30 protein-coding genes and 1 riboswitch are annotated in these 26,830 nt (G+C 66.0%); of the genes, 12 read left to right on the plus strand and 18 right to left on the minus strand.

Features of this window, described 5'->3' with window-relative positions; genetic code table 11:
- Positions 1-108: 108 nt before the first annotated feature.
- A riboswitch (cobalamin riboswitch) is annotated at positions 109-311 on the minus strand.
- Positions 312-473: 162 nt separating this feature from the next.
- Positions 474-1,220 carry an outer membrane beta-barrel protein gene (locus AC1TXO_RS10910; protein WP_486406314.1) on the plus strand — a complete coding sequence of 249 codons (747 nt, stop codon included), beginning with the start codon at positions 474-476 and terminating at the stop codon, positions 1,218-1,220.
- A gap of 70 nt (positions 1,221-1,290) precedes the next feature.
- Here AC1TXO_RS10910 and AC1TXO_RS10915 read toward each other — a convergent pair whose 3' ends face one another.
- The 3 genes from AC1TXO_RS10915 to lpxO all read right to left on the minus strand — a co-directional run bounded on the left by AC1TXO_RS10915 (position 1,291) and on the right by lpxO (position 3,287).
- Complete coding sequence (locus tag AC1TXO_RS10915; protein ID WP_486406315.1) at positions 1,291-1,860, minus strand: GNAT family N-acetyltransferase; 570 nt, start codon at positions 1,858-1,860, stop codon at positions 1,291-1,293.
- Positions 1,861-1,938: 78 nt separating this feature from the next.
- On the minus strand, positions 1,939-2,283 hold the full coding sequence (locus AC1TXO_RS10920) for a carboxymuconolactone decarboxylase family protein (RefSeq protein ID WP_486406316.1): 345 nt from the start codon (positions 2,281-2,283) through the stop codon (positions 1,939-1,941).
- Positions 2,284-2,387: 104 nt separating this feature from the next.
- Positions 2,388-3,287, minus strand: coding sequence for a lipid A hydroxylase LpxO (gene lpxO / locus AC1TXO_RS10925; protein ID WP_486406317.1), 900 nt, complete (start codon positions 3,285-3,287; stop codon positions 2,388-2,390).
- A 197-nt stretch (positions 3,288-3,484) separates the two neighbouring features.
- On the opposite strand from lpxO, the gene thpR reads away from it, so the two are divergent.
- On the plus strand, positions 3,485-4,033 hold the full coding sequence (gene thpR, locus AC1TXO_RS10930; protein ID WP_486406318.1) for an RNA 2',3'-cyclic phosphodiesterase: 549 nt from the start codon (positions 3,485-3,487) through the stop codon (positions 4,031-4,033).
- Here thpR and AC1TXO_RS10935 read toward each other — a convergent pair.
- Entirely contained in the window at positions 3,994-4,611 is a 618-nt protein-coding gene (locus tag AC1TXO_RS10935) for an NAD(P)H-dependent oxidoreductase (protein ID WP_486406319.1), read from the minus strand. The two genes, thpR and AC1TXO_RS10935, sit on opposite strands and share 40 nt — an antisense overlap.
- Positions 4,612-4,702: 91 nt before the next feature.
- Between AC1TXO_RS10935 and AC1TXO_RS10940 the strand changes: the two genes are divergently transcribed.
- Complete coding sequence (locus AC1TXO_RS10940; RefSeq protein ID WP_486406320.1) at positions 4,703-5,302, plus strand: TetR/AcrR family transcriptional regulator; 600 nt, start codon at positions 4,703-4,705, stop codon at positions 5,300-5,302.
- An 8-nt stretch (positions 5,303-5,310) separates the two neighbouring features.
- Here AC1TXO_RS10940 and AC1TXO_RS10945 read toward each other — a convergent pair whose 3' ends face one another.
- The gene (locus tag AC1TXO_RS10945) at positions 5,311-6,216 is read right to left on the minus strand and encodes an AraC family transcriptional regulator (RefSeq protein ID WP_486406321.1); all 906 of its coding nucleotides are present in this window, start codon (positions 6,214-6,216) and stop codon (positions 5,311-5,313) included.
- Positions 6,217-6,398: 182 nt separating this feature from the next.
- Here AC1TXO_RS10945 and AC1TXO_RS10950 point away from each other — a divergent pair, with 182 nt between their 5' ends.
- The gene (locus tag AC1TXO_RS10950) at positions 6,399-7,451 is read left to right on the plus strand and encodes an NAD(P)-dependent alcohol dehydrogenase (RefSeq protein WP_486406322.1); all 1,053 of its coding nucleotides are present in this window, start codon (positions 6,399-6,401) and stop codon (positions 7,449-7,451) included.
- A gap of 60 nt (positions 7,452-7,511) precedes the next feature.
- On the opposite strand, the gene AC1TXO_RS10955 is transcribed toward AC1TXO_RS10950, so the two are convergent.
- On the minus strand, positions 7,512-8,804 hold the full coding sequence (locus AC1TXO_RS10955; RefSeq protein ID WP_486406323.1) for a hypothetical protein: 1,293 nt from the start codon (positions 8,802-8,804) through the stop codon (positions 7,512-7,514).
- Positions 8,805-9,002: 198 nt separating this feature from the next.
- On the opposite strand from AC1TXO_RS10955, the gene AC1TXO_RS10960 reads away from it, so the two are divergent.
- On the plus strand, positions 9,003-10,217 hold the full coding sequence (locus tag AC1TXO_RS10960) for a sugar transporter (RefSeq protein WP_486406324.1): 1,215 nt from the start codon (positions 9,003-9,005) through the stop codon (positions 10,215-10,217).
- Between the two features lie 3 nt (positions 10,218-10,220).
- Here the strand turns inward: AC1TXO_RS10960 and AC1TXO_RS10965 are convergent, their stop codons facing one another.
- Both AC1TXO_RS10965 and AC1TXO_RS10970 read right to left on the minus strand, forming a co-directional pair.
- Positions 10,221-10,805, minus strand: coding sequence for a LysE family translocator (locus AC1TXO_RS10965; protein ID WP_486406325.1), 585 nt, complete (start codon positions 10,803-10,805; stop codon positions 10,221-10,223).
- Between the two features lie 49 nt (positions 10,806-10,854).
- Positions 10,855-11,685, minus strand: coding sequence for an AraC family transcriptional regulator (locus tag AC1TXO_RS10970; RefSeq protein WP_486406326.1), 831 nt, complete (start codon positions 11,683-11,685; stop codon positions 10,855-10,857).
- 136 nt (positions 11,686-11,821) lie between these two features.
- On the opposite strand from AC1TXO_RS10970, the gene AC1TXO_RS10975 reads away from it, so the two are divergent.
- Positions 11,822-12,691: a hypothetical protein gene (locus tag AC1TXO_RS10975; protein ID WP_486406327.1), complete on the plus strand. Its 870-nt coding sequence runs from the start codon at positions 11,822-11,824 to the stop codon at positions 12,689-12,691.
- Here AC1TXO_RS10975 and AC1TXO_RS10980 read toward each other — a convergent pair.
- The gene (locus AC1TXO_RS10980) at positions 12,688-13,584 is read right to left on the minus strand and encodes a LysR family transcriptional regulator (RefSeq protein WP_486406328.1); all 897 of its coding nucleotides are present in this window, start codon (positions 13,582-13,584) and stop codon (positions 12,688-12,690) included. The genes AC1TXO_RS10975 and AC1TXO_RS10980 overlap by 4 nt on opposite strands.
- Positions 13,585-13,685: 101 nt before the next feature.
- Here AC1TXO_RS10980 and nfsB point away from each other — a divergent pair, with 101 nt between their 5' ends.
- The 3 genes from nfsB to AC1TXO_RS10995 all read left to right on the plus strand — a co-directional run bounded on the left by nfsB (position 13,686) and on the right by AC1TXO_RS10995 (position 15,868).
- Complete coding sequence (nfsB, locus tag AC1TXO_RS10985; protein ID WP_486406329.1) at positions 13,686-14,336, plus strand: oxygen-insensitive NAD(P)H nitroreductase; 651 nt, start codon at positions 13,686-13,688, stop codon at positions 14,334-14,336.
- Positions 14,337-14,505: 169 nt separating this feature from the next.
- Complete coding sequence (locus AC1TXO_RS10990) at positions 14,506-15,237, plus strand: SDR family oxidoreductase (RefSeq protein WP_486406330.1); 732 nt, start codon at positions 14,506-14,508, stop codon at positions 15,235-15,237.
- Between the two features lie 40 nt (positions 15,238-15,277).
- Positions 15,278-15,868, plus strand: coding sequence for a 2-hydroxychromene-2-carboxylate isomerase (locus AC1TXO_RS10995; RefSeq protein WP_486406331.1), 591 nt, complete (start codon positions 15,278-15,280; stop codon positions 15,866-15,868).
- 127 nt (positions 15,869-15,995) lie between these two features.
- Here the strand turns inward: AC1TXO_RS10995 and AC1TXO_RS11000 are convergent, their stop codons facing one another.
- The 5 genes from AC1TXO_RS11000 to AC1TXO_RS11020 form a co-directional block, all read right to left on the minus strand.
- Positions 15,996-16,289, minus strand: coding sequence for a DUF7693 family protein (locus AC1TXO_RS11000; RefSeq protein ID WP_486406332.1), 294 nt, complete (start codon positions 16,287-16,289; stop codon positions 15,996-15,998).
- 5 nt (positions 16,290-16,294) lie between these two features.
- Positions 16,295-16,840, minus strand: coding sequence for a cupin domain-containing protein (locus AC1TXO_RS11005; RefSeq protein WP_054890862.1), 546 nt, complete (start codon positions 16,838-16,840; stop codon positions 16,295-16,297).
- Positions 16,841-16,928: 88 nt separating this feature from the next.
- On the minus strand, positions 16,929-18,128 hold the full coding sequence (locus AC1TXO_RS11010; protein WP_486406333.1) for an MFS transporter: 1,200 nt from the start codon (positions 18,126-18,128) through the stop codon (positions 16,929-16,931).
- Between the two features lie 88 nt (positions 18,129-18,216).
- Complete coding sequence (locus AC1TXO_RS11015) at positions 18,217-18,750, minus strand: cytochrome b (protein WP_486406334.1); 534 nt, start codon at positions 18,748-18,750, stop codon at positions 18,217-18,219.
- Complete coding sequence (locus tag AC1TXO_RS11020; RefSeq protein WP_486406335.1) at positions 18,747-19,793, minus strand: catalase family peroxidase; 1,047 nt, start codon at positions 19,791-19,793, stop codon at positions 18,747-18,749. Before AC1TXO_RS11020 ends, AC1TXO_RS11015 begins: the two co-directional genes overlap by 4 nt.
- Before the next feature lie 130 nt (positions 19,794-19,923).
- Here AC1TXO_RS11020 and AC1TXO_RS11025 point away from each other — a divergent pair, with 130 nt between their 5' ends.
- Together AC1TXO_RS11025 and AC1TXO_RS11030 are read left to right on the plus strand one after the other, a co-directional pair.
- Positions 19,924-20,445 (plus strand): sigma-70 family RNA polymerase sigma factor, encoded by a 522-nt coding sequence (locus AC1TXO_RS11025; protein ID WP_486406336.1) that lies wholly within the window; start codon positions 19,924-19,926, stop codon positions 20,443-20,445.
- Positions 20,442-21,194: an anti-sigma factor family protein gene (locus AC1TXO_RS11030; RefSeq protein WP_486406337.1), complete on the plus strand. Its 753-nt coding sequence runs from the start codon at positions 20,442-20,444 to the stop codon at positions 21,192-21,194. Before AC1TXO_RS11025 ends, AC1TXO_RS11030 begins: the two co-directional genes overlap by 4 nt.
- Positions 21,195-21,198: 4 nt before the next feature.
- On the opposite strand, the gene AC1TXO_RS11035 is transcribed toward AC1TXO_RS11030, so the two are convergent.
- Positions 21,199-21,666 (minus strand): hypothetical protein, encoded by a 468-nt coding sequence (locus tag AC1TXO_RS11035; protein WP_486406338.1) that lies wholly within the window; start codon positions 21,664-21,666, stop codon positions 21,199-21,201.
- A gap of 150 nt (positions 21,667-21,816) precedes the next feature.
- On the opposite strand from AC1TXO_RS11035, the gene AC1TXO_RS11040 reads away from it, so the two are divergent.
- On the plus strand, positions 21,817-22,218 hold the full coding sequence (locus tag AC1TXO_RS11040; RefSeq protein ID WP_486406339.1) for a hypothetical protein: 402 nt from the start codon (positions 21,817-21,819) through the stop codon (positions 22,216-22,218).
- 3 nt (positions 22,219-22,221) lie between these two features.
- Here the strand turns inward: AC1TXO_RS11040 and AC1TXO_RS11045 are convergent, their stop codons facing one another.
- From AC1TXO_RS11045 to AC1TXO_RS11055, 3 genes are all read right to left on the minus strand, one after another.
- Positions 22,222-22,839, minus strand: a complete 618-nt coding sequence (locus tag AC1TXO_RS11045) for a LysE family transporter (RefSeq protein ID WP_486406340.1) — start codon at positions 22,837-22,839, stop codon at positions 22,222-22,224.
- Between the two features lie 104 nt (positions 22,840-22,943).
- Positions 22,944-24,194 carry a carbohydrate porin gene (locus tag AC1TXO_RS11050; protein ID WP_486406341.1) on the minus strand — a complete coding sequence of 417 codons (1,251 nt, stop codon included), beginning with the start codon at positions 24,192-24,194 and terminating at the stop codon, positions 22,944-22,946.
- A gap of 98 nt (positions 24,195-24,292) precedes the next feature.
- A complete protein-coding gene (locus tag AC1TXO_RS11055) occupies positions 24,293-26,710 on the minus strand; it encodes a glucose/quinate/shikimate family membrane-bound PQQ-dependent dehydrogenase (RefSeq protein WP_486406342.1) in 2,418 nt (805 codons plus the stop codon).
- Positions 26,711-26,830 lie beyond the last annotated feature (120 nt).

A 26,830-nucleotide genomic window follows, 5' to 3' on the forward strand; every position in this document is an offset into this window, starting at 1 on the left:
TTCCACGGGTTCAGGAATGAATGGAGCCCGGTGGAAACAACGCAAAGACGAGCAACACGCACGCAGGCGCGCACGCGAACACCGGCCTGCGCCCGCCCACCGCGGGTTTGCCAACTGAAGCGTCAGGCCGGTCTCCGGGCTTGCGAGGGTCGTGAAGCCTTCACCTTCCCATGCAGATGCACAGTGGTGTGTCGAAAGCTTCGCTCGCTTACCGTTGCGGGGACAGCGCCGGACTTGTCTGCAAAGACGCACCGGCTTCCCGTTTCACCCTGCGCACGGCGGCGCAGGACACCTGAAACTGGCGCGCATCTGACCACCGAACGCAAGGGGAGTCAATCGTTTGGATGGGCGTAAATCTGTGAAGGACTGCGAGGTTGCGCGTTTTTATTGAATTTTTTTCGAACTTTTCCTGCATGCGTTGTCTCGAACCGCTCGTTCGCCCTTTTTTATTCACGTCATGGAGACTTTCGCGAATGTTCACTGGAAAACTGCTGCGTCACACCTGCGCCCTGGCCCTGCTCGGCGCCCCCCTGGCAGCGATGGCAGCCCCCAGCACCGACCCGCTGTTCACCTTCGGCCTGCTCGGTTCCTACGACAAGTTCAAGTTCGAAGGCGGCGGCGACTCCGACAAGGAGCACCTGGGCCAAGGCGGTGTGTTCGCCAACTTCGGCAACAAGATGACTGCCGAATCCGGCTTCATCTACCAGATCGGTGCCGAAGCCAAATACGGCAAGAAGAACGACAACAAGCTCAAGGAGGCCCAGGCCGACCTCGACCTTGGCTGGCGTGCCGCGCTGGATGCGCGCAACTTCGTCGACGTCATCGTCGGCGGCGGCTACAGCTGGACCCGCTTCGAGCCCGAGATCAACGATCTGGACACCAAGCTGACCTACAAGTCGCCGTTCGCCAAGGCGGCCCTGGGTTACAACCACCAGTTCGACGCCTCGACCCTGCGTGTCGAAGTCGGTGCACGTCACACCATTGATGGTCGCGCGCGCCTGAAGGTCGACGATTTCGGCAGCGACAGCGTCGACATGAAGGACCGCACCAACCCCTATGCCGAAGTCACCTTGCTGATGAACCAGCAGGGCGGCATGCCGATCCAGGCCGGCGTGTACTACACCCGCACCGAGTACAAGCTCGACGAGGATTCGCCGGTCGCCGACAACAACAAGCTCAAGCGTGACGAGTTTGGCGTGAAGGTCGGCCTGGCGTTCTGATGCCTCAGATGGCTGTATGCGTCATGCAGGGGCGGGCGTGTGCCGTTCCTGCAGACCGCAGTGACCGGGGCTAACGCCCCCGTCGCCGCGACACCCGCGCCTCGATGTTCTTGCGCCCGATCAGCAGCGCCGGCTTCTCCGTCACCGGCTCGTCGGCCAGCCATTTGTACATCACCAGGCAATCGACCAGGCCCAGCGTCGCATGGCGATAAGCCTTGGGCAGGCGTCCGACGGTCTCGAAACCGAGTGAGTGCCACAGCGCCACCGCCACCTCGTTGCTCGCCACCACCGAATTGAACTGCAGGGCCAGGAAGCCTTCCTGGCGGGCCAGCTTCTGCGAGTGCTCGCACATCACCCGTGCCACGCCACGACCGCGTGCCTGCGGCGTCACCATGTACCCGCAGTTGCCCACGTGCGCGCCGGGGCCTGCGGCATTGGCCTTGAGGTAGTAGGAACCCAGCAACTCGCCGTCCTCCTCGGCCACCAGGGTGCGCAGCGGCATCTCCAGCCACAGGTGACGCGCCTGCTGCTGCGACAACTGCGGATCGTACGCATAGGTTTCGCGCGCCTGGACGATCGCCTGGAAGGTTGGCCAGAAACGCTCGAAGTCGTCCGGGGTCATGGGGCGAAGGTGGATCATGGCGGTTCCTGCTCGGGCTGGGCCGGCAAGTCTGGGTGGATGGGCGCCGTCATGCAAGTGCGGCGGCGCCCGCGACGCTCAGCTGCCGGCCTTGCCGACCGCATCCAGCGCCCGCGCCGAGTACACCAAGGCCGCACCGGCGTTCATCGCCACGGCCACGCCCAGGGCTTCGGCGATTTCCTCGCGGGTCGCACCCTGCTTGACCGCCTGCTGCGAATGCACGGCGATGCAGCCGTCGCAGCGGGTGGTCACCGCCACGGCCAGGGAAATCAGCTCGCGGGTCTTGGCGTCGAGGTGGTGGGTCTTGGCGCCGGCAGCGCTGGCCGTGGCATAGCCGGCCACGGTATCGGGGGAGAGTTGCTTGAGATCGCCGATGCCGGCCATCAACTGCTTACGGTAGGCGTCCCAGTCCATCATGCTCATCGTGTTCACCTTGCGAGGTTGGCAACAGGAGCTATCAGGCTAGTCGAAGATCGGCAGGAGGGCAGGCCTCGTTGCGCCAGGGCAACGAGGCTGCAGAGGATGGGTCAGATGTAGACGAACAGCAGCACCAGCGCGGCGACCACGGCCCACTTCTCCAGGTAGTAGCGGGTACGGTTGCGCTTCTTCATGGCCTTGCCACGCTCGCGGATCTTGTAGATGCGCGTGAACAGGCGGTTGATGCCGCCGGTCTTGTCGTTGGCATCGTTCGGGGCAGCGGCGGCGGCCATGACGTTGCGGCTGAACCAGCGGTTGAAGGCGCTCGCCCAGCGATACTTCAGCGGCCGCTCGACATCGCAGAACAGGATGATGCGGTTGTGCTCGGTGGTGTTGGCCGCATAGTGGATGTAGGTCTCGTCGAAGATCACCGCCTCGCCGTCACGCCAGGAGTATTTCTCGCCGTCCACATCGATGTAGCAGCCATCGTCGTTCGGCGTGTCCAGGCCCAGGTGGTAGCGATAGGAACCGGCATAAGGGTCGCGGTGGCGGACCAGCTTGGCCCCTGGCGGCAGGGTGGCGAACATCGCTGCCTTGACCGTGCCGATGCCTTGCAGCAGCTCGGTGGTGCGCGGGCACAGGGTCATGGCGGAGGGGTGGCTCTCGCCGTACCACTTCAGGTAGAAGCGCTTCCAGCCGGTCTTGAAGAACGAATTGAAGCCCACGTCGTCGTAGTTGTCGGACTTCTTGATCTCGCCGGCGTGGAGCAACTGCTGGGCTTCCTCGCGGATCTCCTGCCAGTGGTCCTTGAGCGGTTGCAGCTCGGGGAACGACTCGACCGGCAGGTAGGGCTTGGCCGGGTGTCTGGAGAACAGGTAGAGGAAGCTGTTGACCGGGGCGAGGAAGCTGGAATGGTCACCCAACTGACGGGTCAGCTTGTGACGAACCCGACCGCGCAGGTGAACATAGGCGATCGAGAGGACGAAGATCAGTACGAGTGCAATTTTCATGGACGGTTACTTGTCGAATAAAAATGGCCATGCGCCATGGCTGTAGCCCGCCAGCATAAACAATCGTGTCGTCAGTTTGTACCTATTGTTCAGACATTGCTGATTGATGAAGATGAAACATCGTACGTTCTACGCAGCGGTTTCCTGTGTGCTGGATGCTGTTCGGCCCGCGCTTGCGGGCCCTTGAGGAGTGAGTGATGGTTCAGGATGTCCGCCCGGTCGGCGCGCCTTTCAAGCGCCTGTTCTTCGCCCTGGCCTTGTCCGAGGCCCAGCGGCGGGCGATTGCCCAATGGCGTCGTGATCTGCAGTTGAGGGCCGGCAAGCCGGTGCTGGCCGAGAATTTCCATGTGACGCTGCTGTTCCTGGGCGACGTGGATGCCGCCCAGGTGCCTGCGCTGTGCGCCGCCGTGGAGGGGATGGTGCGCCCGGCTGCGCCGATCCGCCTGCTGCTCGATCGTCTCGAGGTATGGCGGCGTGCGGGTGCGCTGGTGCTCGAGCCCAGCGCCACACCCGACGGCCTGCGGCAACTGGTCTACCGCCTGCAGCAATTGACGCTGCCCTTGGGCATTGCCGAACAGGCCCGCGATTACCGCCCGCACCTGACCCTGTCGCGGGACTACAAGGCGTCGCCGCCCGAAGCCGGCCAACCCCCGGAGTTCTTTCTCAACGCCCGCAGGTTCGGTCTGTACGAATCACGCAAGGGGCGCTACTGGCCGCTCGCCGAGTGGGCGTTGGACGAGGCCTGAGCCGGGAACAGGCGCTGGCCGACGGAGTAGGCAGTCGGCAGGTGCTGCGCGGTGTCGGGGCCTTCGCTTTCGTCCAGCAGGATCGAGCTCGACACCTGGGCGCCACACCAGTCGAAGATGCCGTGCTCGATCTGTACGCGCATCGCCGCCCCGTAGCCGTGGCGGTCGAACAGGCCGGCGTCGGTACCGCCGATGGCGACCAGGTGGACGTTCAGGTGGCCGAGCAGCTTGGTGGTCTTGCCGTCTTCGTAGCCGAATGCCCAGCCGTTGCTGAAGACGCGATCGATCCAGCCTTTGAGCAGGGCTGGGAACGACCACCAGTACACGGGGTAGACCAGTACCAGGGTGTCGGCACGCTCGATGCGCGCCTGCTCGGCGAGCACGTCGGCCGAGGGTGTGGCCAGGTGGCGGTGGACTTCAAGGTCGCTGAGGGCGAAGCGCGGGTCGAAGCCTTCAGCGGCCAGGTCGGCGATTTCGCTGCTGTGGCCGGCGCTGGCCAGGCCATCGGCAACCTGGCGGGCGAGGGCGTGGGTCAGCGAGTTGGCGTCGGGATGAGCCAGGACAATCAGGGCGTGCATGGGTGTATTCCTTGGGGACGTGCAGGAAAGGGCCGGGCGTTATATACTCGGCGTAAGTTACGTTTAGTAAGTTACTTTTGGTAGGTAATCGATGTCAAGCGATGAAACCCGTCCCGTGCGCAAACGCCTGACTCGCGATGATCGTCGACGGCAACTGATCGGTGTCGCCTGGCAGATGGTCCGCGACGAAGGCACCGATGCCCTGAGCCTGGGGCGCCTGGCCGAGCTGGCGGGGGTGACCAAACCGGTGGTGTACGATCACTTCGACACGCGCAACGGCTTGCTGGTGGCGCTCTATGAGGAATACGACGCGCGTCAGACCGCCATGCTCGAGGCGGTGCTGGCTGATTGCCCGGTTGCGCTCGAGGCGCGGGCCGCGGTGATCGCCGAGGCCTATGTCGATTGCGTGATGACCCAGGGCCGTGAAATTCCGGGCGTCAGCGCGGCACTCGCCGGCTCGCCGGAGCTCGAGGCGCTCAAGCGCGGCTACGAAGATCCATTCCTGGACAAGTGCCGCCAGGCCCTGGCGCCCTTTGCACCGCGGGCGGATATCGGCCTGGCGGGGCTGCGTCTGCTGGTCGGCGCGGCCGAGGCGTTGTCGCAGGCAGCGGCGTCGGGTGAGGTGGAGCCGGCGCAGGCCAAGGCTGAGCTGCGCGCCGGGATCGTGGCGATGGTCCTGCGCCAGGCCTGAGCCCGGGGTTACACCGGCAGGCTGCGGTAGGGCAGTTCGTCGCCAGGGCTGCGGGCGAATTCGCGCTTGTATTCGCGGCTGAACTGCGAGGTGCTCTGATAGCCCACCCGGTGCGCCACCTGGGCCACGCCCAGGCGCTCGCCGATCAGCATCTGCTGGGCCTTGAGCAGGCGCAGGCGCTTGATGTACTGCACCGGCGCAAGTTCGGTGCAGCGTTTGAAATGCTCATGGAAGGTCGACACGCTCATGTTGGCGCGGCTGGCCAGGGCCTCGACGGTCAACGGCTCGGCATAGTGGTCGCGCAGGTAGGTGAGCACCGTGCCGATGCGCGCGAAATGCCCCTGCTGCTCGACCAGCGCCCTCAGTACGCCGGCCTGCGGCCCACGCAACGCGGTATACAGCACTTCGCGCACCCGGGTCGGCCCCAGCACCTTGGCATCCAGCGGGTCCTGCAGGCACTCGAGCAGGCGCTCGACGCTGGCGCGCATGGGGGCGTCGAGTGCGGCGGAGCTCATCGACTGCGGCGTCTGCGCCTGCACGCCCGGATCCGGTGGCAGGTCCATGCTGTGCACCAGTTCGCTGAGCACGGTGCAGTCGATGTCCACGGCCACGCCAAGCATCGGCGCCTGCGGGGTGGCGAAGGTCTCGCACATGAACGGCACCGACAGCGCCTGGATCAGGTAGTGCCCGGCGCCGTATTCCAGCGTGCGCGGGCCCAGGCGTGCCAGCTTGCTGCCCTGGGCGAGGATGATCAGGCTGGGCTCGTAGATCTGCGGGCTGCTGGCGACGTAGTGGTCCCAGGACAGCACCTGGACCTGTGGCAGGTGGGTATCGACGAAACCCGGGCGCGAGGCGAGGGCGCGGATCAGCGAACAGAGCGGGGCATTGGCGTCGACGTGTTGGGTCAGGTGCATGGGCGAACCGGGGGCAGAGGATCAGACATTGGCATCTTCGCAGATTGACAGTCCAGCGCCAGATCGTTCCGGTCAAGTCCGGAGAATCAGGCACGAATGCCGGAGAATCGGTTGTGGGCCGAGGGCGTTTCGATGCGCAGAATGCGCAGCCTGAATCGTTTCAACCTTGCGAGGTCCAGAGCATGTACACCGCCATCGGTTACGCCGCCCAGTCCCCCACCACGCCCCTGGCACCCATGACCTTCCAGCGTCGTGGCCTGCGCCCGGACGACGTGGCCATCGAAATCCTCTACTGTGGAGTCTGTCACTCCGACCTGCACCAGGCCCGCAATGAATGGGGCATCGCCGTCTATCCGTTGATGCCCGGCCACGAGATCGTCGGACGGGTGACTGCGGTAGGCGAGAAGGCCGGCAAGTACCAGGTCGGCGACCTGGTCGGTGTCGGCTGCATGGTCGACTCCTGCCGCCACTGCGAGGCATGCCGCAAGGACCTGGAGCAGTATTGCCTGGAAGGTCCGACCATGACCTACGCCACCCCCGACCGTATCGACGGCAGCAACACCATGGGCGGCTACTCCAGCAGCATCGTGGTCAGCGAGCACTTCGTGCTGCGCATTCCCCAGGGGATGGACCTGCCCAGCGCGGCACCGATCCTCTGCGCCGGCATCACCACCTACTCGCCGCTCAAGCACCATGGCGTCGGGCCTGGGCACAAGGTCGGCGTGCTCGGCATGGGCGGCCTGGGCCACATGGGCATCAAGTTCGCCAAGGCCCTGGGCGCCGAGGTGACGCTGTTCACCCGCTCGCCGGCCAAGGCCGAGGAAGCGCGGCGCCAGGGGGCCGATCACGTGATCGTCTCCAGCGACGAGGCGCAGATGCGCGAGGCGGCCGGGCGCTTCGATTTCCTCCTCGACACCATCCCGGTGCAGCACGACCTCAATCCCTACCTGGAAACCCTGAAGTTCGACGGTGTGCACATCCTGGTGGGCCTGATCGAACCGGTCGATCCGCCGGTGCATGCGGCCAACCTGGTGATCAAGCGCCGGGTGCTGGCCGGTTCGTTGATCGGTGGCGTTGCCGAAACCCAGGAAGTCCTGGATTTCTGCGCCGAGCATGGGATTCGCTGCGACATCGAAATGCTGGATATCCGCAACATCAACGAAGCGTTCGAGCGGATGCTCAAGGGTGACGTGAAGTATCGCTTCGTGATCGACATGGCGACGTTGCAGGCCTGATCCGGGTGCTGGCCCAATCGCGGGACGCGCTTGCGCCCCGCGACCGGGCCAGCACAGGCGCTACCAGACCATCGCCTTCTCCCACCCCTTCCAGAACAGCCAGCGGCGCAGTTCGGCATGCTCGCCGGTGCCGATCTGCCAGGCTGGTCGCCTGCTATCGAGGGCGATCAGCGAGATGAATCCGGCATGGCTGGCCGCGACCAGCGTACGGCCGTCGGCGCTGATGTCCATGGCACTGATGGCCGAGCCCAGGTAATGCCGCCAGCGTTCGCCGCCGTCTTCGCCAAAGGCGCGCAGATAGCCCTCGGTATCGCCGAGGATGTACTCGCCTTCACGGGCCACCCCGGCATGAAACCGTGCACCTTCCTGCAACATCGTGACCTGCGGATCGCTGGCCAGTTCGGCGACGGCGAGGCCCAGCGTGGCACCGCGTTCGCCCTGGATGGCATTGAGCAGCAAGTGGTCGCCGGACTGGTTGAACAGGGCGAAGTGCGGTCGATCGCCGGCCGGCACGATCTCGGTCAGTGCCTGCAGGTGTTCGTCGAGCACCTGGTGGTTGCCGCGTTGCTCGCCCAGCACCATCAGGCGGCCATCGGGCGACAGCGCGGCGTGAGCCTGGGTCAGCGACAGCACCAGGTCATCCGGGTCGGTGCCGTCGGCCAGTTGCGCGAGGATGTCTGCCTCGCGGTGCAGCAGGCGGGTGGCACCCTGTGCGGCCAGCAGGAAGATCCCTTCGGCACTGACCAGCAGCACCCGGCGGCCATCGGCCAGGGGCAGCAGGCGCGTCGGTGTGGGCGGCAGGTCGAAGGGGTCGAACGGGTAGCCCGGCGGCAGGCCCTCCAGGCCGTGCGGCCAGGACAGCCTGGCGACCTGTGGGCCGCCCCAACCGTCGATGATGCGCACCCCCTCGGCATTGGCCAGGGCAAAGTAGCGCCGCCGCGGGCAGCGACCGAAGTGCTCGACACCGATCATCGGGGTCACGCCGTGGCGATCGATCTGCACCACCTGGCCCTTCTCGTGGGGCATGCCGATGCGCGCCAGCAGGCGACCGTCATCGAGCAGCAGCACCTGGGCGACACCCTGGCCATGGCGCTCGAGCAGCGGCAGCAACGGATGGTGGGCCGGCGGCCAGGCGTCGCGAAACAGCTGGCGCTGGTGCTCGTCGGTACCGGGACGATTGATTGCCTGCAGGGCGGCTTGCCAGGCGTCGAGCAGATGGTCGGTGGCCGGCGGGCAGGGCGGCGGTGCCGGGTCGTGGCCGTGTGCGCAGCCCTGCGCGACATGGCGGTTGACGGCCTCGGCGTAGGCGGTGACCGCCTGTTGCCACTGCTGCTGGGGGTGTTGCTTGTCCATGAGCGGATCGGACTCCTTGTTCCGCATGTTGTTGCTACAGTGGCTCATGGTACTCCGTGCACGCGCGGTTGTGAGGCCCGGCCTTGACGCGTACCATGCCGGGTATTCCTTTCAATAACAAACCGCGCATCCGCGGCCCGAACCCGGGCATGTGGCGCGCGTCCTATCGCTTTGCCTGCGGAGATTGCATTGGCCTCCATGAACGGACCCGTACCTGATTCCCTCCCTGCACCGGCAGGTGGCGGCAGCTGGCTGAGCGTGATCGCGCTGGCGCTGGCGGCCTTCATCTTCAATACCACCGAGTTCGTTCCGGTCGCGCTGCTCAGCGACATCGGCCGCAGTTTCGACATGACCACCGCGCAGGTGGGCCTGATGCTGACCATCTATGCCTGGGTGGTGGCCCTGGCTTCGTTGCCGATGATGCTGATGACCCGCAACGTCGAGCGGCGGCGCCTGCTGCTGTTCGTGTTCCTGGTGTTCATCGTCAGCCATTTGCTGTCGTGGATGGCGCAGAGCTTCGCCATGCTGCTGGTGAGCCGCATCGGCATTGCGCTGTCGCACGCGGTGTTCTGGGCCATCACTGCGTCGCTGGCGGTGCGCGTGGCGCCGGCTGGCAAGCAGGCCAAGGCGCTCGGGCTGCTGGCCACCGGCACCACCCTGGCGATGGTCCTGGGTATTCCGCTCGGGCGGGTGGTGGGCGAGGCGCTGGGTTGGCGCATCACCTTCCTCAGCATCGCCGGCGTGGCGCTGGCCACCATGCTGTGCCTGATGAAATCGCTGCCGTTGCTGCCGAGCCAGAACTCGGGCTCGCTGCGCAGCCTGCCGATCCTGTTCCGCCGCCGTGCGCTGGTCATCACCTACCTGCTCGTCACCCTGGTGATCACCGCACAGTTCACCGCCTACAGCTACATCGAACCGTTCGCCCTGCATGTGGCGCAGATCAGCGGTGAGCACACCACCCTGATCCTGTTGCTGTTCGGTGGAGCGGGTGTGCTCGGCTCGGTGCTGTTCAGCCGTTACAGCGACCGCTTCCCGCACGGTTTCCTGGTCGGTTCGATCGGTTGTCTGGCCGCGTGCCTGTTGCTGCTGTTGCCCCTGTCGGGGAACTTCGCCGCGTTTGCCGTGCTGAGCATGTTCTGGGGCGTGGCGATCCTGAGTTTCAGCCTGTCGCTGCAGTCGAAGACGCTCAAGTTGGCGTCCGACGCTACCGATGTTGCCATGGCACTGTTCTCGGGGATCTACAACATCGGTATCGGTGGCGGGGCACTGCTGGGCAGTATCGTCAGCAGCCAGCTTGGCGTGGCCAACATCGGCCTGGTCGGTGGCGGGGTGGCCGTGGTCGGGCTGGCCCTTGCGCTGGCCAGCACCCAGCGTTTCCGCCAGGCCCTGGCGACGCCGACGGCACAGCCCTGACGCTCAGGCGAGCAGCGCCGACCAGGCCGCGACCAGCAGCAACAAGGCCAGCAACTGGTTGAAGCGCTGCAGGTGCCTGGGCGAACGCAGCCAGCGGGCACTGCCGATCCCCAGCAGTGCCCAGGCGCCCATGCAGGGCAGGGCGACGACCAGAAACACCAGCGCCAGTTGCCACACCGGCAATCCTGGCGTGGCAAACACCCCGATCACCGCCACCGCCATCAGCCAGACCTTGGGATTGACCAGTTGCAGCGACGCCGCGCTGCCGACCCCGAAGCGCTGCCGCGCGGCGGCATGCAAGGGCTCGCCAGCGGCGCGGAACAACTGCCAGGCCAGGCGACTCAACCACAGCACGCCCACCCAGCTCATCACCTGCTGCGCCAGCGGGTGGCGCAGCAGCACCTCTCCCAGCCCCAGGCCTACTACCCAGACGATCGCCGCAGCCGCCGCACAGGCCGCGAAGATCGGCGCAAGGCTGGCACGCAGGCCGTTGTGCGCGCCATGGGCGAGAATCAGCAGGTTGGTCGGCCCGGGGCTGATGCTGGCGACCAAGGCAAAAAGGATGAAGGGCAACAGCGATGACGACATGGTGAGGCTCCTGTGGTTCGGAGCACCATGGTCAGGCTTGGGGACGGGTTCAGTCTGGAAGCTTTGAGCAGCGCCGCCGGTAGTCGGCCGGCGTCAGCCGGTAGGCGCGGCGGAACCAGCGGCCCAGGTGGCTCTGGTCGGCGAAGCCCAAGGCCATGGCGACCTCGCTGGGAGTGTCGCCGCGTGCCAGCAGGCGCCGTGCACGGGCCAGGCGCAGCTGGATCAGGTAGGCGTGCGGTGCCAGGCCGAAGGCGGCCTTGAAGGCGCGGGTCAGGCGAAAGCGATCGACGCCGCAGACCTGCGCCACTTCGTTCAGGCCGATGTCCTGGTCGACATGGGCGTGCAGGTAGTCACGCGCCCGCTGGGCGCACAGTGGCAGGCGTGGGTCGGGATCGAGGCGCTTGCGCCAGTGCAGGTGCCGGGTGAGGCACGACAGCAGGTCGTCCATGGCGGTCTGGCGCACGATCCGCAGTTCGCCGCCGTGCATGGCCTGGAAGGCGCGCGAGGTGGCACCCGCCAGGCGCGGGTCGGCGCACAGGGTGTCGGCAAAGGCCGGCAGGCAGCCCGCAGGGGCCTGTTCGAACAAAGTGTGCAGCTCGTTTTCCAGCCACTTCGAGTCCAGGTACAGCGTGGAATAGGTGAAACCTTCGCGGGTGGGGGCGTCGCCATCGTGAAGGTCGCCCGGCTCCAGCAGGAACACCTGGCCTGGCGTGCTCTGGTGCCGCACCCGCCGGCAATTGAACTGCTGCACACCCTGTTCGGTGACCCCGACCAGGAAGCTGTCGTGCCAGTGCGGGTCGTAGGCATGGCCGACGAAATGCGCGCGGACCGACTCGATGCCGGTGTCGGCGTCTTGCTTGAGGTCGATCCAGTTGGACATGGGCGGGGCCTGCGAAAGGGAGTCTTCACCTTAGCCTAAAAGCGCTGCGGGTTTTAGAACGGATGTGCATGGGATGGGTCGGATGGTGGCACTGAGCCGGTATACTGGGTGTTTTTTGCAGGAAGCTGTTGGTCTGATGAAAGACACCTCAAAAAAATGGTTGCAGGTGCTGCTGGTCATGGTCGTCACTGCCATGATTGCCCAAGTGGCAGCGATCTTGATCCTGATTCCCCTGGTCCAGAACATAGATCCCTCGGGCACCTGGCTGTTGACCGCCTACGTGGCGTTCGTCAGCTTGTGCATCCTCGTGTGCTGTGGCATATCCTTGCGAGCGCCGACGGTGGGGTTTGCCCATGACTGGAAATTCCTGTCGCTGATCGCCTCCAGCAAACTCATGCTTCTGGTGACTGTGGCCCTGAGCGTCGTACCTCTGGCGGTCGAAGGTTTCAAGCTGGCGGGATATATCAAGCAATTGCCCTTCAGTTTGTTCATGTACTGGCTAAGCGGTCTGAGCTTGCTGGTGTTTTCCGTGGTGTATCACCTGTGCGCGCCCGGCGCGTATCGGTATTCGACCTTTGAAGACCTGATCAGGCGTGAAGGCAGTGCCAGGGTGCTGCGTGGCGAGGCTGGCAAGATATTGGCGGGCTTGCGCGCGAGGCAATCGACGAGCGGGGCTGCGGGTGCAACACCCTTCAGCAGCCAGGACGAGCATGTTCTGGAAGTGCTTGCCCAGGGCCGGGTCATTGACGATGCCCAGTGTTATTTCGTCATGCGCGAGCATGGCGCCAACGCTAATTGGATAGTGCGTTGGGTGCTGACGCTGGCGTTGCTGATTCCCGCCTACGTCATTCCAACCGTGACGGTGGGCAAGATGTTCGCGGTCGTGGACACCGCTCGACAGCAGGTGCATGACCGGGGTGGCTGGTTGTGTGCCATCTATGGTGGCGTGCTGATGCTTGGCAAGGATGCCCAGGAGCGGGCCGAGTCTTCCTGCAAGGCGCACTAGCCAGGGTTGGGCTGCAACTGCGCAAACTTGCCCTGCAGCCACTGGTGCAGGCGCGCCACCGCCGGCGACAGCTGCTTGCGGTGCGGGCACACCAGGGTCAGGGGCCGCAGGTCGCCGGGGAAGTCCGGCATCAGCACCTCGAGCTCGCCGGCGGCAACATTGGCGCGCACGTCCAGCCATGACTTGAAGGCGATGCCTTCGCCGGCCAGCGCCCAGCGCCGTACCACGTCGGCATCGTCGCAGAACAGCGGCCCGCTGATCTGCACTGTCTGCTCGCCCAGTTGCCAGCGGTCGAACACTCGCGACTGCTGCAGGTACAGCAGGCAATCGTGCTGTTGCAGGTCCTGCGGGGTATGCGGGCGGCCGCGGCGGGCGAGGTAGGCGGGAGCGGCGACCAATACCCGGCGGTTCCACGGCGCCAGTGGCAGCGAGATGTAGTTGGCGGTGTCGTCGATGCCATAGCGGATGCCGACATCCACCGGGTCGCGGTACAGGTCGGCGAGTTCGTCGGAGAGAAAGAAGCGCAGGCTCAACCCCGGGTGCTCGCGGCGAAACTCGGTGAGCCAGGGCAGCACCAGGTTGCGGCCCACGTCCGAAGGTGCCGACACCTGCAGCACGCCACGCAGTTCGCGGTGGTCGCCGTGCAGGCTTTCCCGGCCATGGCGCAGGGTTTCCAGCACGCTGTGGGCGGTGGGCAGGTACAGCTCGCCCTCGGCGGTCAGGCGCAGGCTGCGGGTGGTGCGGGCGAACAGGCGCACATCCAGCTCACGCTCCAGGCGCTTGATCGCCGCCGCCACCTGGCCCGGTAGCAGGCCGGCCTCAACGGCGGCGGCGGTAAAGCTGCCCAGGGCGCTGGAGCGAATGAACAGGTGCAGATCGTCGAGACGCAGCATTTTCACTCCTGGGGTGAAAGTGTTGTTGCATTGTGCTGCTTTTTCTTTGCTGCAGGAAAGATAAGATGCACACCATTATTTCCCAGACTGGAGCAGTTCCCATGGATACCGTCACCCTGGCCAAGCGCCGCTACACCACCAAGGCCTACGATGCCAGCCGCACCATCCCCCAGGCGACCATCGATGCGCTGCTCGAGCAGTTGCGCCACAGCCCGTCGTCGGTCAACTCCCAGCCGTGGCACTTCATCGTCGCCTCCAGTGCCGAAGGCAAGGCGCGCCTGGCCAAGGGCACCGAGGCCTTCGCCTACAACACGCCGAAGATCCTCAACGCCTCGCACGTGATCGTGTTCGCCACCCGCACCGAAATGACCGAGGCGCACCTGGACGCGGTGCTGGCTCAGGAGGCGGCCGATGGTCGTTTTCGTGATGACCAGGCCCGCGCCATGCAGGAGCAGACCCGTCTCGGCTTCGTGAACCTGCACCGCCACGACCTCAAGGATACCCAGCACTGGATGGAGAAGCAGACCTACCTGGCCCTGGGCACTGCATTGCTGGGCGCTGCCGCCCACGGCCTCGACGCCACACCGATCGAAGGCTTCGACAGCAAGGCGCTGGACGCCGAACTGGGCCTGCGCGAGCAGGGTTTCACCAGTGTCGTGCTGCTGGCCCTGGGATATCGCAGCGAAGACGATTTCAACGCCGGCCTGAGCAAGTCGCGACTGCCGGCCGAGACGGTGTTCACTTTCCTCTGAGCACGGCTGGCCCGACCGCGCAGCAGCAACTGCCTCGTTCAAGATCTGAAGGCCAGCCCGCATCAATGCACAGCCCTCGGGCTGTGCTTTTCGCGGGCAGAGGATGACACCGGGCCGCCAATGGCATAGCGTTCGTTGACCCAACGATGGTTTGCCAACGGAGATGCCGATGACAGCACAACCCAAAGCGGTCCTGGTGATAGGGGCAGGCGATGCCACTGGCGGCGAGATCGCCAAGCGCTTCGCCCGCGAAGGCTACATTGCCTGCGTGACCCGCCGGGATGCCGAGAAGCTCCAGCCCCTGGTCGACGAGATCCGTGCGGCGGGTGGCGAGGCCTACGGCTTCGGCTCCGATGCGCGCAAGGAAGAGGCCGTGGCCGAGCTGATCGAGACCATCGAGCGCGATATCGCCCCGATCGAAGCCTTCGTGTTCAACATCGGCGCCAACGTGCCCTGCAGCATCCTCGAAGAAACCCCGCGCAAGTACTTCAAGATCTGGGAAATGGCCTGCTTTGCCGGCTTTCTCACCGCCCAGGCCGTGGCTCGGCGCATGGTCACCCGTGAGCGCGGCACGCTGATCTTCACCGGTGCTACCGCAGGCACCCGCGGTGCGGCAGGGTTCGCTGCCTTCGCCGGTGCCAAGCACGCCCTGCGCGCCTTGGCCCAGAGCATGGCGCGTGAACTGGGGCCGCGAAACATCCATGTGGCCCACGTGGTGGTGGACGGTGCCATCGACACGGCATTCATCCGCGACAGCTTCCCCGAGCGCTATGCCCTGAAAGACCAGGACGGCATCCTCGATCCCCGGCACATTGCCGACAGCTACTGGTACCTGCACACCCAGCCACGGGATGCCTGGACCTTCGAGCTCGACCTGCGCCCCTGGATCGAACGCTGGTAACCCTGTCAGCCCAACCACCTTCCGCCACAAGGAGTGCCGCATGAGCAAGCGTGTCGAGTTCTATTTTGACCTGGGCAGCCCGGCCAGCTATCTGGCCTGGACCCAGCTTCCCGCCCTGTGCGCCCGTCACGGCGCCACCCTGGAGCTGCGGCCGATGCTGCTGGGCGGGGTGTTCCAGGCCACCGGCAACGCGTCGCCGGCGATGATTCCGGCCAAGGGGCGCTACATGATCGCCGACCTGACGCGTTTCGCGACGCGCTATGACGTGCCGTTCAGCCTGCCGCCGGGCTTTCCGCTCAACACCCTCAACTTGATGCGCGGCGTGCTCGGCACGCAGATGCGCGAGCCCGAGCGCCTCGAACCCTTGCTCAAGGCGCTGTTCGAGGGGCTCTGGACGCAGCAGCGCGATCTGTCGGACGCAGCAGTACTCGACAGGACCTTGCAGGACGCCGGCTTCGATCCCCAGGCATTCCGCGCCCTGGCGGCGGATGCCGAGGTCAAGGAGCGGCTCAAGCAGTCGACTCAGGAGGCGGTGGCGCGGGGCGTGTTCGGCGCACCGACCTGTTTTGTCGGGGAGCAGATGTTTTTCGGCCAGGATCGTCTTGACTTCATCGAAGAAGCACTAGCCTAGGCTCTGTCTGAAATGTATCTGCACTCGCCCATACTGCGTTGAAACGGGGCTCGGAATGCTCATGTACTCCAGTACACTCCGCTTCCTCCCCCCGTTTCGCCTTGTCTGGCCTTCGCGCAGACACATTTCAGGCAGACCCTAGCAAGCGCTCGAGCTGCTCGCGTTCCCACCCGCTGAGCAGCTCGACCGGGTCGGTGCCGTAGCGCTGCCAGTCGCTGCGCCCCGCCTGGCGCCCGTCGGGTGAACGGCATTCGCAGCACTGGGCGAGGCCCTCGTCGTCGAGGGTCAGGGTCAGTTGCCAGTGGGCGATCTGCACGGTCACCCGCCCGTCGCCCAGGCGCTCGCGCACCTCCAGCGCCTGGACGCCGAGGGCGGCGTCACGCAGGCACTGGTAGATCTCGCGGCTGCCAGGCGCGGACATGGGGCTCAGAAGTTGGCCGGGGTGTTGGCGCTGATGATTTCTGCTTCGTCCGGGCCGATGTTCTTGAAACTGTGCGGCAGGGTGGTGGGGATGTAGTAGCCGTCGCCGGAGTTGAGCACGCTGACCTGGCCATCGACCCACAACTCGACCGTGCCACGGGTGACCAGGCCACATTCCTCGCCTTCGGCATGCACGATCGGCTCGCCGGAGTCGGCCCCGGGTGCATACAGCTCGCGCAGCATGCGCATCTGCCGGCCTTCAACGCTGGCACCGACCAGCAACATGCGCAGGCCGTTGCGGCCCAGGTCCGGCTGCTCGCCGCCGCGGAACACGTAGCGTTCTTCGCGCGCCGGCTCATCGAAGCTGAAGAACTCGGCCAGGCTCATGGGAATGCCTTCAAGGAGCTTTTTCAGGGAGCTGACCGAAGGACTGACGCGGTTCTGTTCGATCTGCGAGATCGTCGAGTTGGTCAGGCCGCTGCGGCGGGCCAGTTCCCGTTGGGAGAGGTTGTTGCGTTCACGCACCAGTTTGAGTCGTGTCCCCGTGTCCATAGCCGCCTTGAGAAGTGAGTGATCAGAGGTGTCAAAAATAATGGGCAGCGCATTAAAACACACTCTGATCGGCAAAGCGCTGTGCTTGTCAGGTGCGCTGGGCCGCAGGCGCAGGCCATAGCCCGACCAGCAGCAACAGCACGGCCACGGCGAGGAACGGCAGGCGCGGATCAACGGCGTAGACCAGCGTCCCGGCCAGCGGTCCGATCACCGCCCCCATACCCTGGGCGGCGCTGATCGACCCCGCCGTGGCGCCTTGTTCGCTGGCATGCATGGCATTGGCGGCCAGCGCCGAGAAGGCCGGAAAGACGAAGCCCATGCCGCCGGCGGCGACGAAGAAGCAGGCCCAAAGGGCGGGCGCGCTGGTGGCCAGGGCACCGGCGGCAAAGCCCAGCGCACTGATGCTGGCGCCGACGCGGATCATCTTCAGCGGCGGCCATTGCAACTGACGCAACAGGATCTGCGAGCCGATCAGGGCCACACCCACTGCGGTCAGGGCAATACCCGCTGTCTGCGCGGCGTCGGCGCTGTTCAGTTGCAGGCGATCGAGGGCGAAGAAGCCCACGGTGATCTGCGACACGGTCACGCTGAGCATGGCGCTGAAGGCCACGATCAGCGGCCGGCGCAGGCGCGGGTCGCCCAGGCGCACCGGGCTTGGTGCATGGGTGTGTGGCAGCGGCTGCGGCTTGAGCTTGAACAGCAGCACGACAAAGGCGGCGGCCGGCAGCAGCGACATGATGAAGAACGGCGCGCTCAAGCTGTAGCGCGCCAGCAGCGCGGCAAGGGCCGGGCCGAGCACCAGGCCGACGGCATTGGCTGCACCGAGCGAGGCCATGGCCCGGGCCCGCCGCTCGGGTTCGACGTGGTCGGCGATCAGCGCGTTGCCGCCCACCGGCAGCGCCGCATAGAAGGCGCCGATCAGCCCGCGGGTCAGCATCAGGCCGACGAAGGCCAGGGTGGCACCCGGCAGCCAGCGCAGCGCACCGTCGATGAACAGGCACAACAGCCAGTAGGCAACGGTGAAGCCGGCACTGCCCATCAGCAGGATGCGACGTCGGCCCAGGCGGTCGGCGGCGCGCCCCCAGGGGCGGGCGAGGATGACCCAGACCACGCCAGCCACGGTCACGGCAGCCCCGGCCTGCCAGGTGGCCATGCCCAGCAGGCGGGCGATGGGGCCGATCAGGGCGACGAAGGCCATCATCGACATGGTGCAGGCCATGTTCACCAGCAGCAGCGGGCGCAGGTCCAGCGGGGTGAGGGGGAGGGCAGTGTCCTTCGCGGTGGTCATCGAAACGTCCATGGGCAGGCGGAAAAGGCGTCAATGTTAGTAATAATTATTTACATCTGTCGACCCCGTTCCCGCCTGCAACCAGGCGTCAGTCGCTGCGGCGCAGAGGCCCAGGCCACATGCTACGCAATACGCCATCACGGCGCACCCAGGCATGGAACAACGCCGCACCCAGGTGCGCCAGGACGGTGACGAACAACAGGTAGCCCGCCCAGCCATGGGCCTGGCGCAGCACGGCGTACAGCTGCAGGTCGTGGGGCATGATGGCCGGCAGTTGCAACGGTCGCGGGTAGCCACCGGCCGAGAGCATCGCCCAGCCTAGCAGTGGCATGGCCAGCATCAGCCCGTACAGCGCCAGGTGCGATGCTCCCGCAGCGAAGCGCTGCAGCGGTGGCAGGTCGGCTGGCAGCGGCGGGTGCGCCAGGGTCAGGCGCAGGATGATGCGCAGCACCACCAGTACCAGCAGCGCCAGGCCGGTGGCCTTGTGCAGCTCTACCAGCCAGGGGTGGCGCGGCGACAGGTCGCCGACCATGCTCACGCCGATGAACAGCATGGCCAGGATCAGCAGCGCCATGAGCCAGTGCACCAGGCGGGCCAGGGGGTGGAAGGCGGACGGTTTCATGGGCGGGCTCCTGCTTCGAGGCTTTCACGGCTGCGGCGGTTGAACGATTCCGAGTAGGCGGCCGAGCGTGCGGCCAGGATCGGGTCGGCGGACGCTTCGATACCCTTGGGCAGGATCAGCGGGTCGAAGTTGAGGTCGCGGCAGGCGCCTTGCTCGGGCGCATCGACGTGGTCGATCACCAGGGTGCCGGCATCGACGCTGCGCCGCGACGCTGGCCACTGGCTGGCCGGATCGTCGATGGCATCGCCGGGCTCGGCCAGGGTCAGGCGCAAGGTCCAGCGCAGTGGCGCCTGGCTCAAGCGCTGCTGCAGATCGTGTTGCAGGTACAGGTTGTCTTCGACCTGGGCGGGCAGGGCGGCGAACGGCGTCTGCGCGACCATGCGCCAGCGTACGGCCTGGGCCTTGCCGCTGGCGTCGATCAGGCGAAAGGCATTGATGCTGTTGTAGTCGGTGTTGGCGAAACTGTCGCTGGGCTTGGCGCTGGCCGCCCACTGGCGGAAGGCCGCACTTTCCGGGTGGGCGGCGAAGAAGGCTTGCAGCTTGGCCGGGTCGGGCTTGCCGGTGTCCGGGCTTGGGCCGCTGGCCACCACCAGGTCGTAGAAGCCCTGCGGGGTGCTTACTGGCAGTACCGGCGGGTTGTTCATGCCGGTACGCCAGACTTGGCCATCGTCGGTGCTCAGTTGCACCGCCAGGCTGCGGGTCGGCACCCCGGCGTCGGGGGCGTAGGGATTGGCGCCGCCGAGGGCGAAGCGACCGATCACCGGCACTCGTGCCTGGCTGAACACCCGCGCGCTGGACAGCACCTGTGCCTGGCCGCTGCTTTCGAAGTAGCCGCTCACGCACAGGCCCTTGGCGTGGTTCTTGCGATAGCCCGGATGATGGCCGGCCTGGGCCTCGAAGGTGTCGATGATGCGCTGCGGCGTCAGGGCGGGCGTGCCGATCCAGCCGGCGGCGTAGGCGAAGCCTGCACCCAGCGCCGCGACCGTGGCGGCGATGGCCGCCAGACGCAGGGCCTTGGCCGGGCCTTGCAGGGGAGTGTTCATGGTGACGTTCCGGGTCAGTGAATGAGCCGGTATGACGCAGGGGCGAAATATTTATTCCCGCAACGGGAATAGATTTCGCCAGGCCCCGTCTGCCCATTACACTGACAGCCCATGGGGCCGGGACCTGACCATGCATGACCTGGATGAACAACAATGGCGCGAACTGCTGCAGAGCCTGCGGCGCTTCGCCCTGTGGCTGACCCGCGAGAGCGGCAGCGCCGACGACCTGGTCCAGGCCACGGTCGAGCGCGCCCTGACCCGCAGCGCCCAGCAGCGCGAGGAGCAGAACCGGCGCGCCTGGCTGTTCACCATCCTCTATCGGCTGTTTCTCGACGGCAAGCGCCGCGACCGCCTGCATTCGCGCTGGCTGAACTGGTTCGGGCGCGCTGGGCAGGCCGAGGAACCGCTGGGCTACGAGACCGAGAGCATCGTGCTGGCCCAGGCCGACCTGCAGGCCTTCGCCCGCCTGCCGAGCGAGCAGCGTGCGCTGTTGTTGCTGGTCAGCGTGGAGGGGTTGAGCTACAAGGAGGTCGCCCAGGCCCTGGATATTCCCATCGGTACGGTGATGTCGCGCCTGTCGCGTGCCCGTGCCGCGTTGCGTGAACTGACCGAGGGCAAGCCATCGTCCCCGGCCTTGCGGAGACTGAAATGACGCGCCTGATCCCCACCGAGCAAGAGCTGCATGCCTACGTCGACGACCAGCTGGCGCCTGCGCGCCGCGCCGAGGTCGAGGCCTGGCTGGCGGCCAATCCGCAGCAGGCCGCGCGCATAGAAGCCTGGCGCAGCGATGCCCGGCGCCTGCGGGCGGCGCTGGCCGGTTTCAACGACATGCCACACAACCCGCAACTGGAACTGGCCCATCTGCGCCGCCGCGTGCGCCAGCGCCGCCAGCAGCGCTTCGCATCGGCTGCCGTTCTGCTGTTGGCGCTTGGGTTGGGTGGGCTCGGTGGCTGGCAGGCGCGGGAATCGACGATGCTTGCGGGCGATTTGCCGATGGCCGATGCCGTGCAGGCGCACAAGCTGTTCGCCGATGCCACCGCGCTTGATGTGCAGGCCGGGGATCCTGCGCAGTTGCAGTCGTGGCTGGGCCGTCATTTCAACCGTGTCGGCCAGGTGCCGGACCTCAGCGGCTACGGTTTCCAGCCGGTCGGTGCGCGCCTGCTGGCCAACGAGGACGGCCCGGCAGCGCTGCTGGTGTTCCAGGATGCCAAGGGCGAGCGCATCAGCCTGTTCATGCGCTCGCCGGGCGGGCGCTACGAGCAGATGCCCAGCGGACAGCGCGTCGACGGGCAGCTCGAGGCGCGCTACTGGTCCCACGGCGACTACAACTTTGCCCTGGTCAGTGCGGCGGACGATGTCCGCGCAGAACAGGTCAGGCGGACCTTGGGAGTGAGCCTTTGATGGCTCACACCCGCACGTTGTCAGCGATGACACGGCGAGTCGGCATGTTCACGTTCAACCGGCCCGTCACCGTATTGAGCACCTGATCACGACGAAACACGAGAACGAACTCGGCGGTCATGGACTTGCCCGGGCTATAGTGTGAAATCTCAAGGTGACCTGTTGCAGGTACCAAGGCACTGTGGTCAGGCGTTGCGGCAAATACGACATTGTCTTTGCTTTCGTCGAACTCGATCCTGCCTTTTTCAAACACTCTGTCCTCGATCTTGAACCACAACAGCTTCGAGTCCGATCCAGGGTCGGAAACGTGGCTGAGCATCAGCTGCGACTCATCGAAAGCCTGAACGGTCGTCAGCTCGACGATCTCATTCTTCCAGTAAACCTCGTCACCGTGCACCGGCACTAGCTTGCATTCAACTTTGAAGGCAGGAAGGGTCGGCTTTGCAAATAGTTCATCGATCGAGCATTCCATTTAGTGCGCACTCCTGGGGTGGCTTGGATTTGCACACTATCGAGCCGCGCCGGATGGCCACAACTGACAAAAATGCCAGGTCCACGCTGGCTGGTCTCACGCTGGAACAGAGGTAGATCCAAAGGTCTTCGAAGACGCTATGCTAGGCCCATGTCCAGCACACCCGCCTTGCGCCAGCCTTGCCCTCCCGGTGCCTGCGATTGCGGGCGCGAGCAGTTGCACGCGCACCCGCCCCAGGCCCAGCGCATCCTCCTGCTGACCCGCCAGGAGGAAAAGCGCCTGCTCGAACGCCTGGAAAACCTCAGGAGCCTGGAAGACCTGCAGCACCTGCAGTCGCTTCTGCAGGCGCAACTGGGCATCGGCGTGCACATCGCGCCGGGTTACAACGAGGTGCGCACCATGCGCGGCTTCGTCATCGAACTGGACGACCAGCCGGGCCTGTGCCGCAAGACCCGCCAGTCGATCCCCGCCGCGATCCGCAAGGGGCTGGAGCGCAACCCCGAGGTCGCCTTCCGCCTGCTCGATGCCCATGACCTGCTGGGCGGCGCGTGAGTATCAGCGCATCGCCGCCAGCTTGATGCCGAAGCCGACCAGGCAGGCGCCGGCCAACCGCTCGAGCAGCTTGGAGACCCGCGGGTTGGCGCGCATGCGTTCGGCCAGGTGCTGGGTCAGCAGCACGGCGATCAACCCGTAGAGGAAGGTCAGACCGGCCACCGTCACGGCCATGAAGGCGAAGGTGATGAAACCCTGGTGCTGGGCCGGGTCGATGAACAGCGGGAAGAAGGCCATGTAGAACATGATCGCCTTGGGGTTGAGCAGGGTGATCATCATGGTCTGGCGCAGGTAGTGGCCGCTGTCCATGCGGCTTTCACGCGGGGCGCCGCCGGGTTTGCTCAGCACCATGCGCAGGCCGAGCCAGGCCAGGTACGCCGCACCGGCCCACTGCACCACGTGGAAGGCTGTGGGGTAGGTGGCCAACAGCGTGGCGACGCCGGCGACGGCCAGCCACATCAGCACCTGGTCGCCGAGAATCACCCCGAGGGTCGCCGCCAGTCCGCCCTTGATACCGCCCTTGCCGGTGGCGGTGATCAGGGCGAAATTGCCGGGGCCGGGGATGGCCAGCAGGACGATGAAGGCGATGACGAAGGCGCCGTAGTCGGTTACACCGAGCATGGGGAGGTTCTCCTGGAGGGGTGCCAGGATATATGCCACTTTCCATGTGCCTTGCATAGCGGCCTTGCATGAATTGTGCGGCGCCCTGCAGCGGCCGTGCTCGGTCAGAAGGTCGCCTTGACCTGCAGGCCCACGACCAGCGCGTTGTCGATCGCTTCGCCGGAGAAGGCGCCCGGCTCGATGATGTACTGCAGATCCGGGCGCAGGTTCAGCCACGGCGTGGCCTGGTAGCCGTAGCTCAGCTCGATCAACTGCTCGGCGCTGTCGAGGCCGGGCATTTCACGCCCGGCGTCGAAGGCGGCCGTTTCCAGCGCCTGGCGGCTGCGTGGGTTCGGCACCGCGCGACCATAGCCCAGCGCCAGGGTGTCGCGCGGGCGACCCTCGAAAGGTTTGTACAGCACCACGCCTGCGCCATACCAGCGGGTGAACGGCGAGGCGGCCTTGCTCGACGCCGAATACTGGCCGAACGCATGCAGGCTGCGGCCGGTCGAGGATGGGTCGTTCCACAGTGCCTGGTCGACCAGCAGGTAATGGCCGCCGCGTCCTGCCACCTCCTTGTCGCTGCCGATGCGTCTGGCGTTGGAACTGTCGTAGTAATAGCCCAGCTTGTACTCGCCCGGCAGTTCGCCCGGGTGCTTGTACACCAGCTCGACCGGGAGCACGGTGCCGGTGCTGTGCCTGGGCCCCAGGTGCCAGGCGCGGCTGGCGTTGCCATTGCTCTGCGGGTCGACGTTGAACGCTGCCACGCGCAGTTGCCAGGACGGCGAGAGATCGTATTTGACGCGGGCGCCGAGGTGCGCGTTGGGGTAGTTGGTCCAGCCGCTGCCACCGGACATGTTCAGTGGGTGGCCGCAGAATCCGGCGTTCATGAAGTTGCACAGGATGCCGCTGTCCAGCCCGCCAAGGTCATTGCCCATGGCCATGTAGCCGAGCTTGAGGTTCAGGGCCGGGGTGAACAGGCTGCGCTCGTAGCTCAGCTCGGTGAGGCGGGTATAGAGGCCGCCGTAGTTTTCCTGGATGGGCAGGCGGTTGCCGACCAGGTCCTCGGAGGCGCTGTTGCCGCGGCGGTCGTTGATCGTGAGCTGGACCTTGCCGGCGTTGTCCAGGCCATACAGCCTCGACAGGTCGAACTGCACGCCGAGCTTGAGGTTCTGCGAATAGCGTGCCGAGCGGTGCAGGCCGCCATGGGCGTTGTAGGCGGTCTCGCCGCTGTAGTCGCCGGTGAAGTGGATGCCGTCTTCTTCGAGTTGCTGGCGCAGGCCGCCCCAGTCGCCGGTCAGGGTGTTGTCGGCGGCGAACGACGCGGTGCTGGTCAGTGCAAAGAGGAGCGGGGTAAAGCGAATGGCGGGGGACATTACGGGGTCTCGGGTTGTCTTTGAGGGCCCCTTCGCGGGCAAGCCCGCTCCCACCAGGGCCTGTGGGAGCGGGCTTGCCCGCGAAGGGGCGGTGCGGTCTAGGGCAGGGCGTACGAAATCACGTAGTCGCCACGATCGGTCGACTGCCGCGCGCCACCGGCGGTGATCACCACGTACTGCTTGCCAGTCTTTGGCGACACGTAGGTCATCGGCCCGCCCTGGCTGCCGACCGGCAGGCGGGCTTTCCAGATCTCGTTGCCGTTGCTGCTGTCGTAGGCGCGCAGGTAGAAGTCCTGGGTGCCGGCGATGAACACCAGGCCGCCCTGGGTCGACAAGGTGCCGCCCAGCGTCGGCAGGCCGATCTTGATCGGCAGGTGCATGCGGATGCCCAGGGGGCCGGTGTCTTCGACGGTGCCGACCGGTACTTGCCAGGCGATCTGCCGGGTCTTCATGTCGATGGCGGTCAGGCTGCCGAACGGTGGCGCCTGGCAGGGAATGCCGGCCACCGACAGGAAGCGGTTCTTGTTCACCGCATATGGCGTGCCCTTGAGCGGCACCGCGCCCATGCCGGTATTCAGCGCCTCGCCACCGGAGGCGGCCTGGCCGCTGTTCTGCGAAGGGATCATCTGGATCCACAGGCCCAGGCGCATGTCGTTGACGAAGATGAAACCGTGCACCGGATCGGTGGAGATGCTGCCCCAGTTCATGCCGCCCAGCGAACCCGGGAAGCTCAGCGACAGATCGGTGCCGGGCGCGGTGTACAGGCCGTCGTAGCGCATCTTCTTGAAGTCGATGCGGCACAGCAACTGGTCGTACGGGGTGGCGCCCCACATGTCCGCCTCGGTCAGGGTCTGCGCGCCGATCTGCGGCATGCCGACAGATTTCGGCTGAGTCGGGGAGTAGGGTTCGTTGGGGATGTTGCTCGGCTTGACCGGCACTTCATCGACCTGGGTCAGCGGCGTGCCGGTGGCGCGGTCGAGCACGTAGATCTGCCCGGCCTTGGTGCCGATCACCAGCGCTGGCACGGTGTTGCCGTCATCCTTGGTGAAGTCGATCAGGCTCGGCTGCATCGGCAGGTCGAAGTCCCAGAGGTCGTTGTGCACGGTCTGGTAGACCCACTTCTGGTTGCCGGTGGTGGCGTCCAGGGCCAGCACCGAGGCGCCATAGGTGTGGTCGAGCTTGCTGCGCTCCACGCCATAGATGTCGGTGGAGGAGGAACCCATCGGCAGGAACACGGTGTTCATCGCCGGATCGTACGACATCGGCGCCCAGCTGTTGGGGGTGCTGCGCACGTAGCTCCTGCCCTCGGCGGGGGCGCTGCGGTCCTGCGGGTTACCCGGGTCGAAGGCCCAGCGCATCTGCCCGGTGATCACGTCGAAGCCACGCAGTACGCCGCCAGGCATGTCGGTCTGGACGTTGTCGGCGACGCGTCCGCCGACCACCACGGTGGTGCCGGCCATCAGCGGGGCGGAGGACAGTTGGTAGTAGGAGTCCGGGACATCGCCGAGGCCGGCCTTGAGGTCGACCTGGCCGTTGTTGCCGAAGCCCTCGCAGAAAGCGCCGGTGTCGGCGTCCACGGCGATCAGGCGTCCGTCGATGGTATTGGTCAGCAGGCGACGCTGGCAGTTGGCGCCGGCAGGCACCGCAGCCACGGTGATCGGCGAGCTGTGCGGGCGGGTCGGCTGGGCGATCGGCGCGGTGGCGTCGAAGTAGGCCAGGCCGCGGCAGCGCTGCCAGACCTTGGACTGCGCATTGATGGCGTTCTTCCAGAGTTCCTTGCCGGTGTCGGCATCCAGCGCGATCAGGTTGTTGTGCGGGGTGCAGATGAACACCTTGTCGCCGACCTGCAGCGGGGTGAGCTGGTCTTCTGCGCCATTGCCGTCGCTGATGGCCACGTCACCGGTGTGATAGGTCCAGGCCACCTTGAGGGTGTCGACGTTGGCCCGGTTGATCTGGTCCAGTGCGGCGAAGCGGCTGCCGCCTTCGGTGTTGCCGTAGTGCGCCCAGTCCTTCTGCGCCTTGCCGGGCTCCACGGCAGTCAGGCCCGGACCCTTGCCGGTCGGCGCGACGCTGGGGTGGGCGACGAACATGTTGCCTGCGGCCACGACCAGCAGCACCGCCAGCACGGCCGACAGGGCGTAGGCGCGGCGCCCGGTGCTGCCGCCGTTGGCGCGTACCAGCAGGGGATAGACCAGCGCTACCACCAGGCCGATGGCGGCGAACATGAACAGCCGCGAGAACAGCGGCCAGAACACCAGGCCCGCATCGGCCAGCGCCCAGATGGCCGTGCCGACCAGGAACACGGCGTACAGCCAGGCGCCAGCCGGCTTGCGGCGGGCGATGAGCAGGCCGGCCACGGCCATGGCCAGGCCGCCGATCAGGAAGTACCAGGAGCCGCCCAGCCCGGCCAGCTTGACGCCGCCTGCGGCCAGGAGCAGGCCGAGCAGGGCGATGACCACGCCCAGGCCGACCAGGAGGAATGTGGAGGCGCCAGAGGCGCGGGGAGTGTCTTTCATGCCAGGGATCTCGCAGGTGGAATGCGTGAAGTCTAAGCCCTTAGCAAGCTAATTAACAAGTTAGTACATTTCTCGAGGTGGCGTATTGTCGCAGTGGCCAGATACGGATTTTTGCGTGAA

The organism is Pseudomonas sp. FA117 (genome assembly GCF_057370475.1).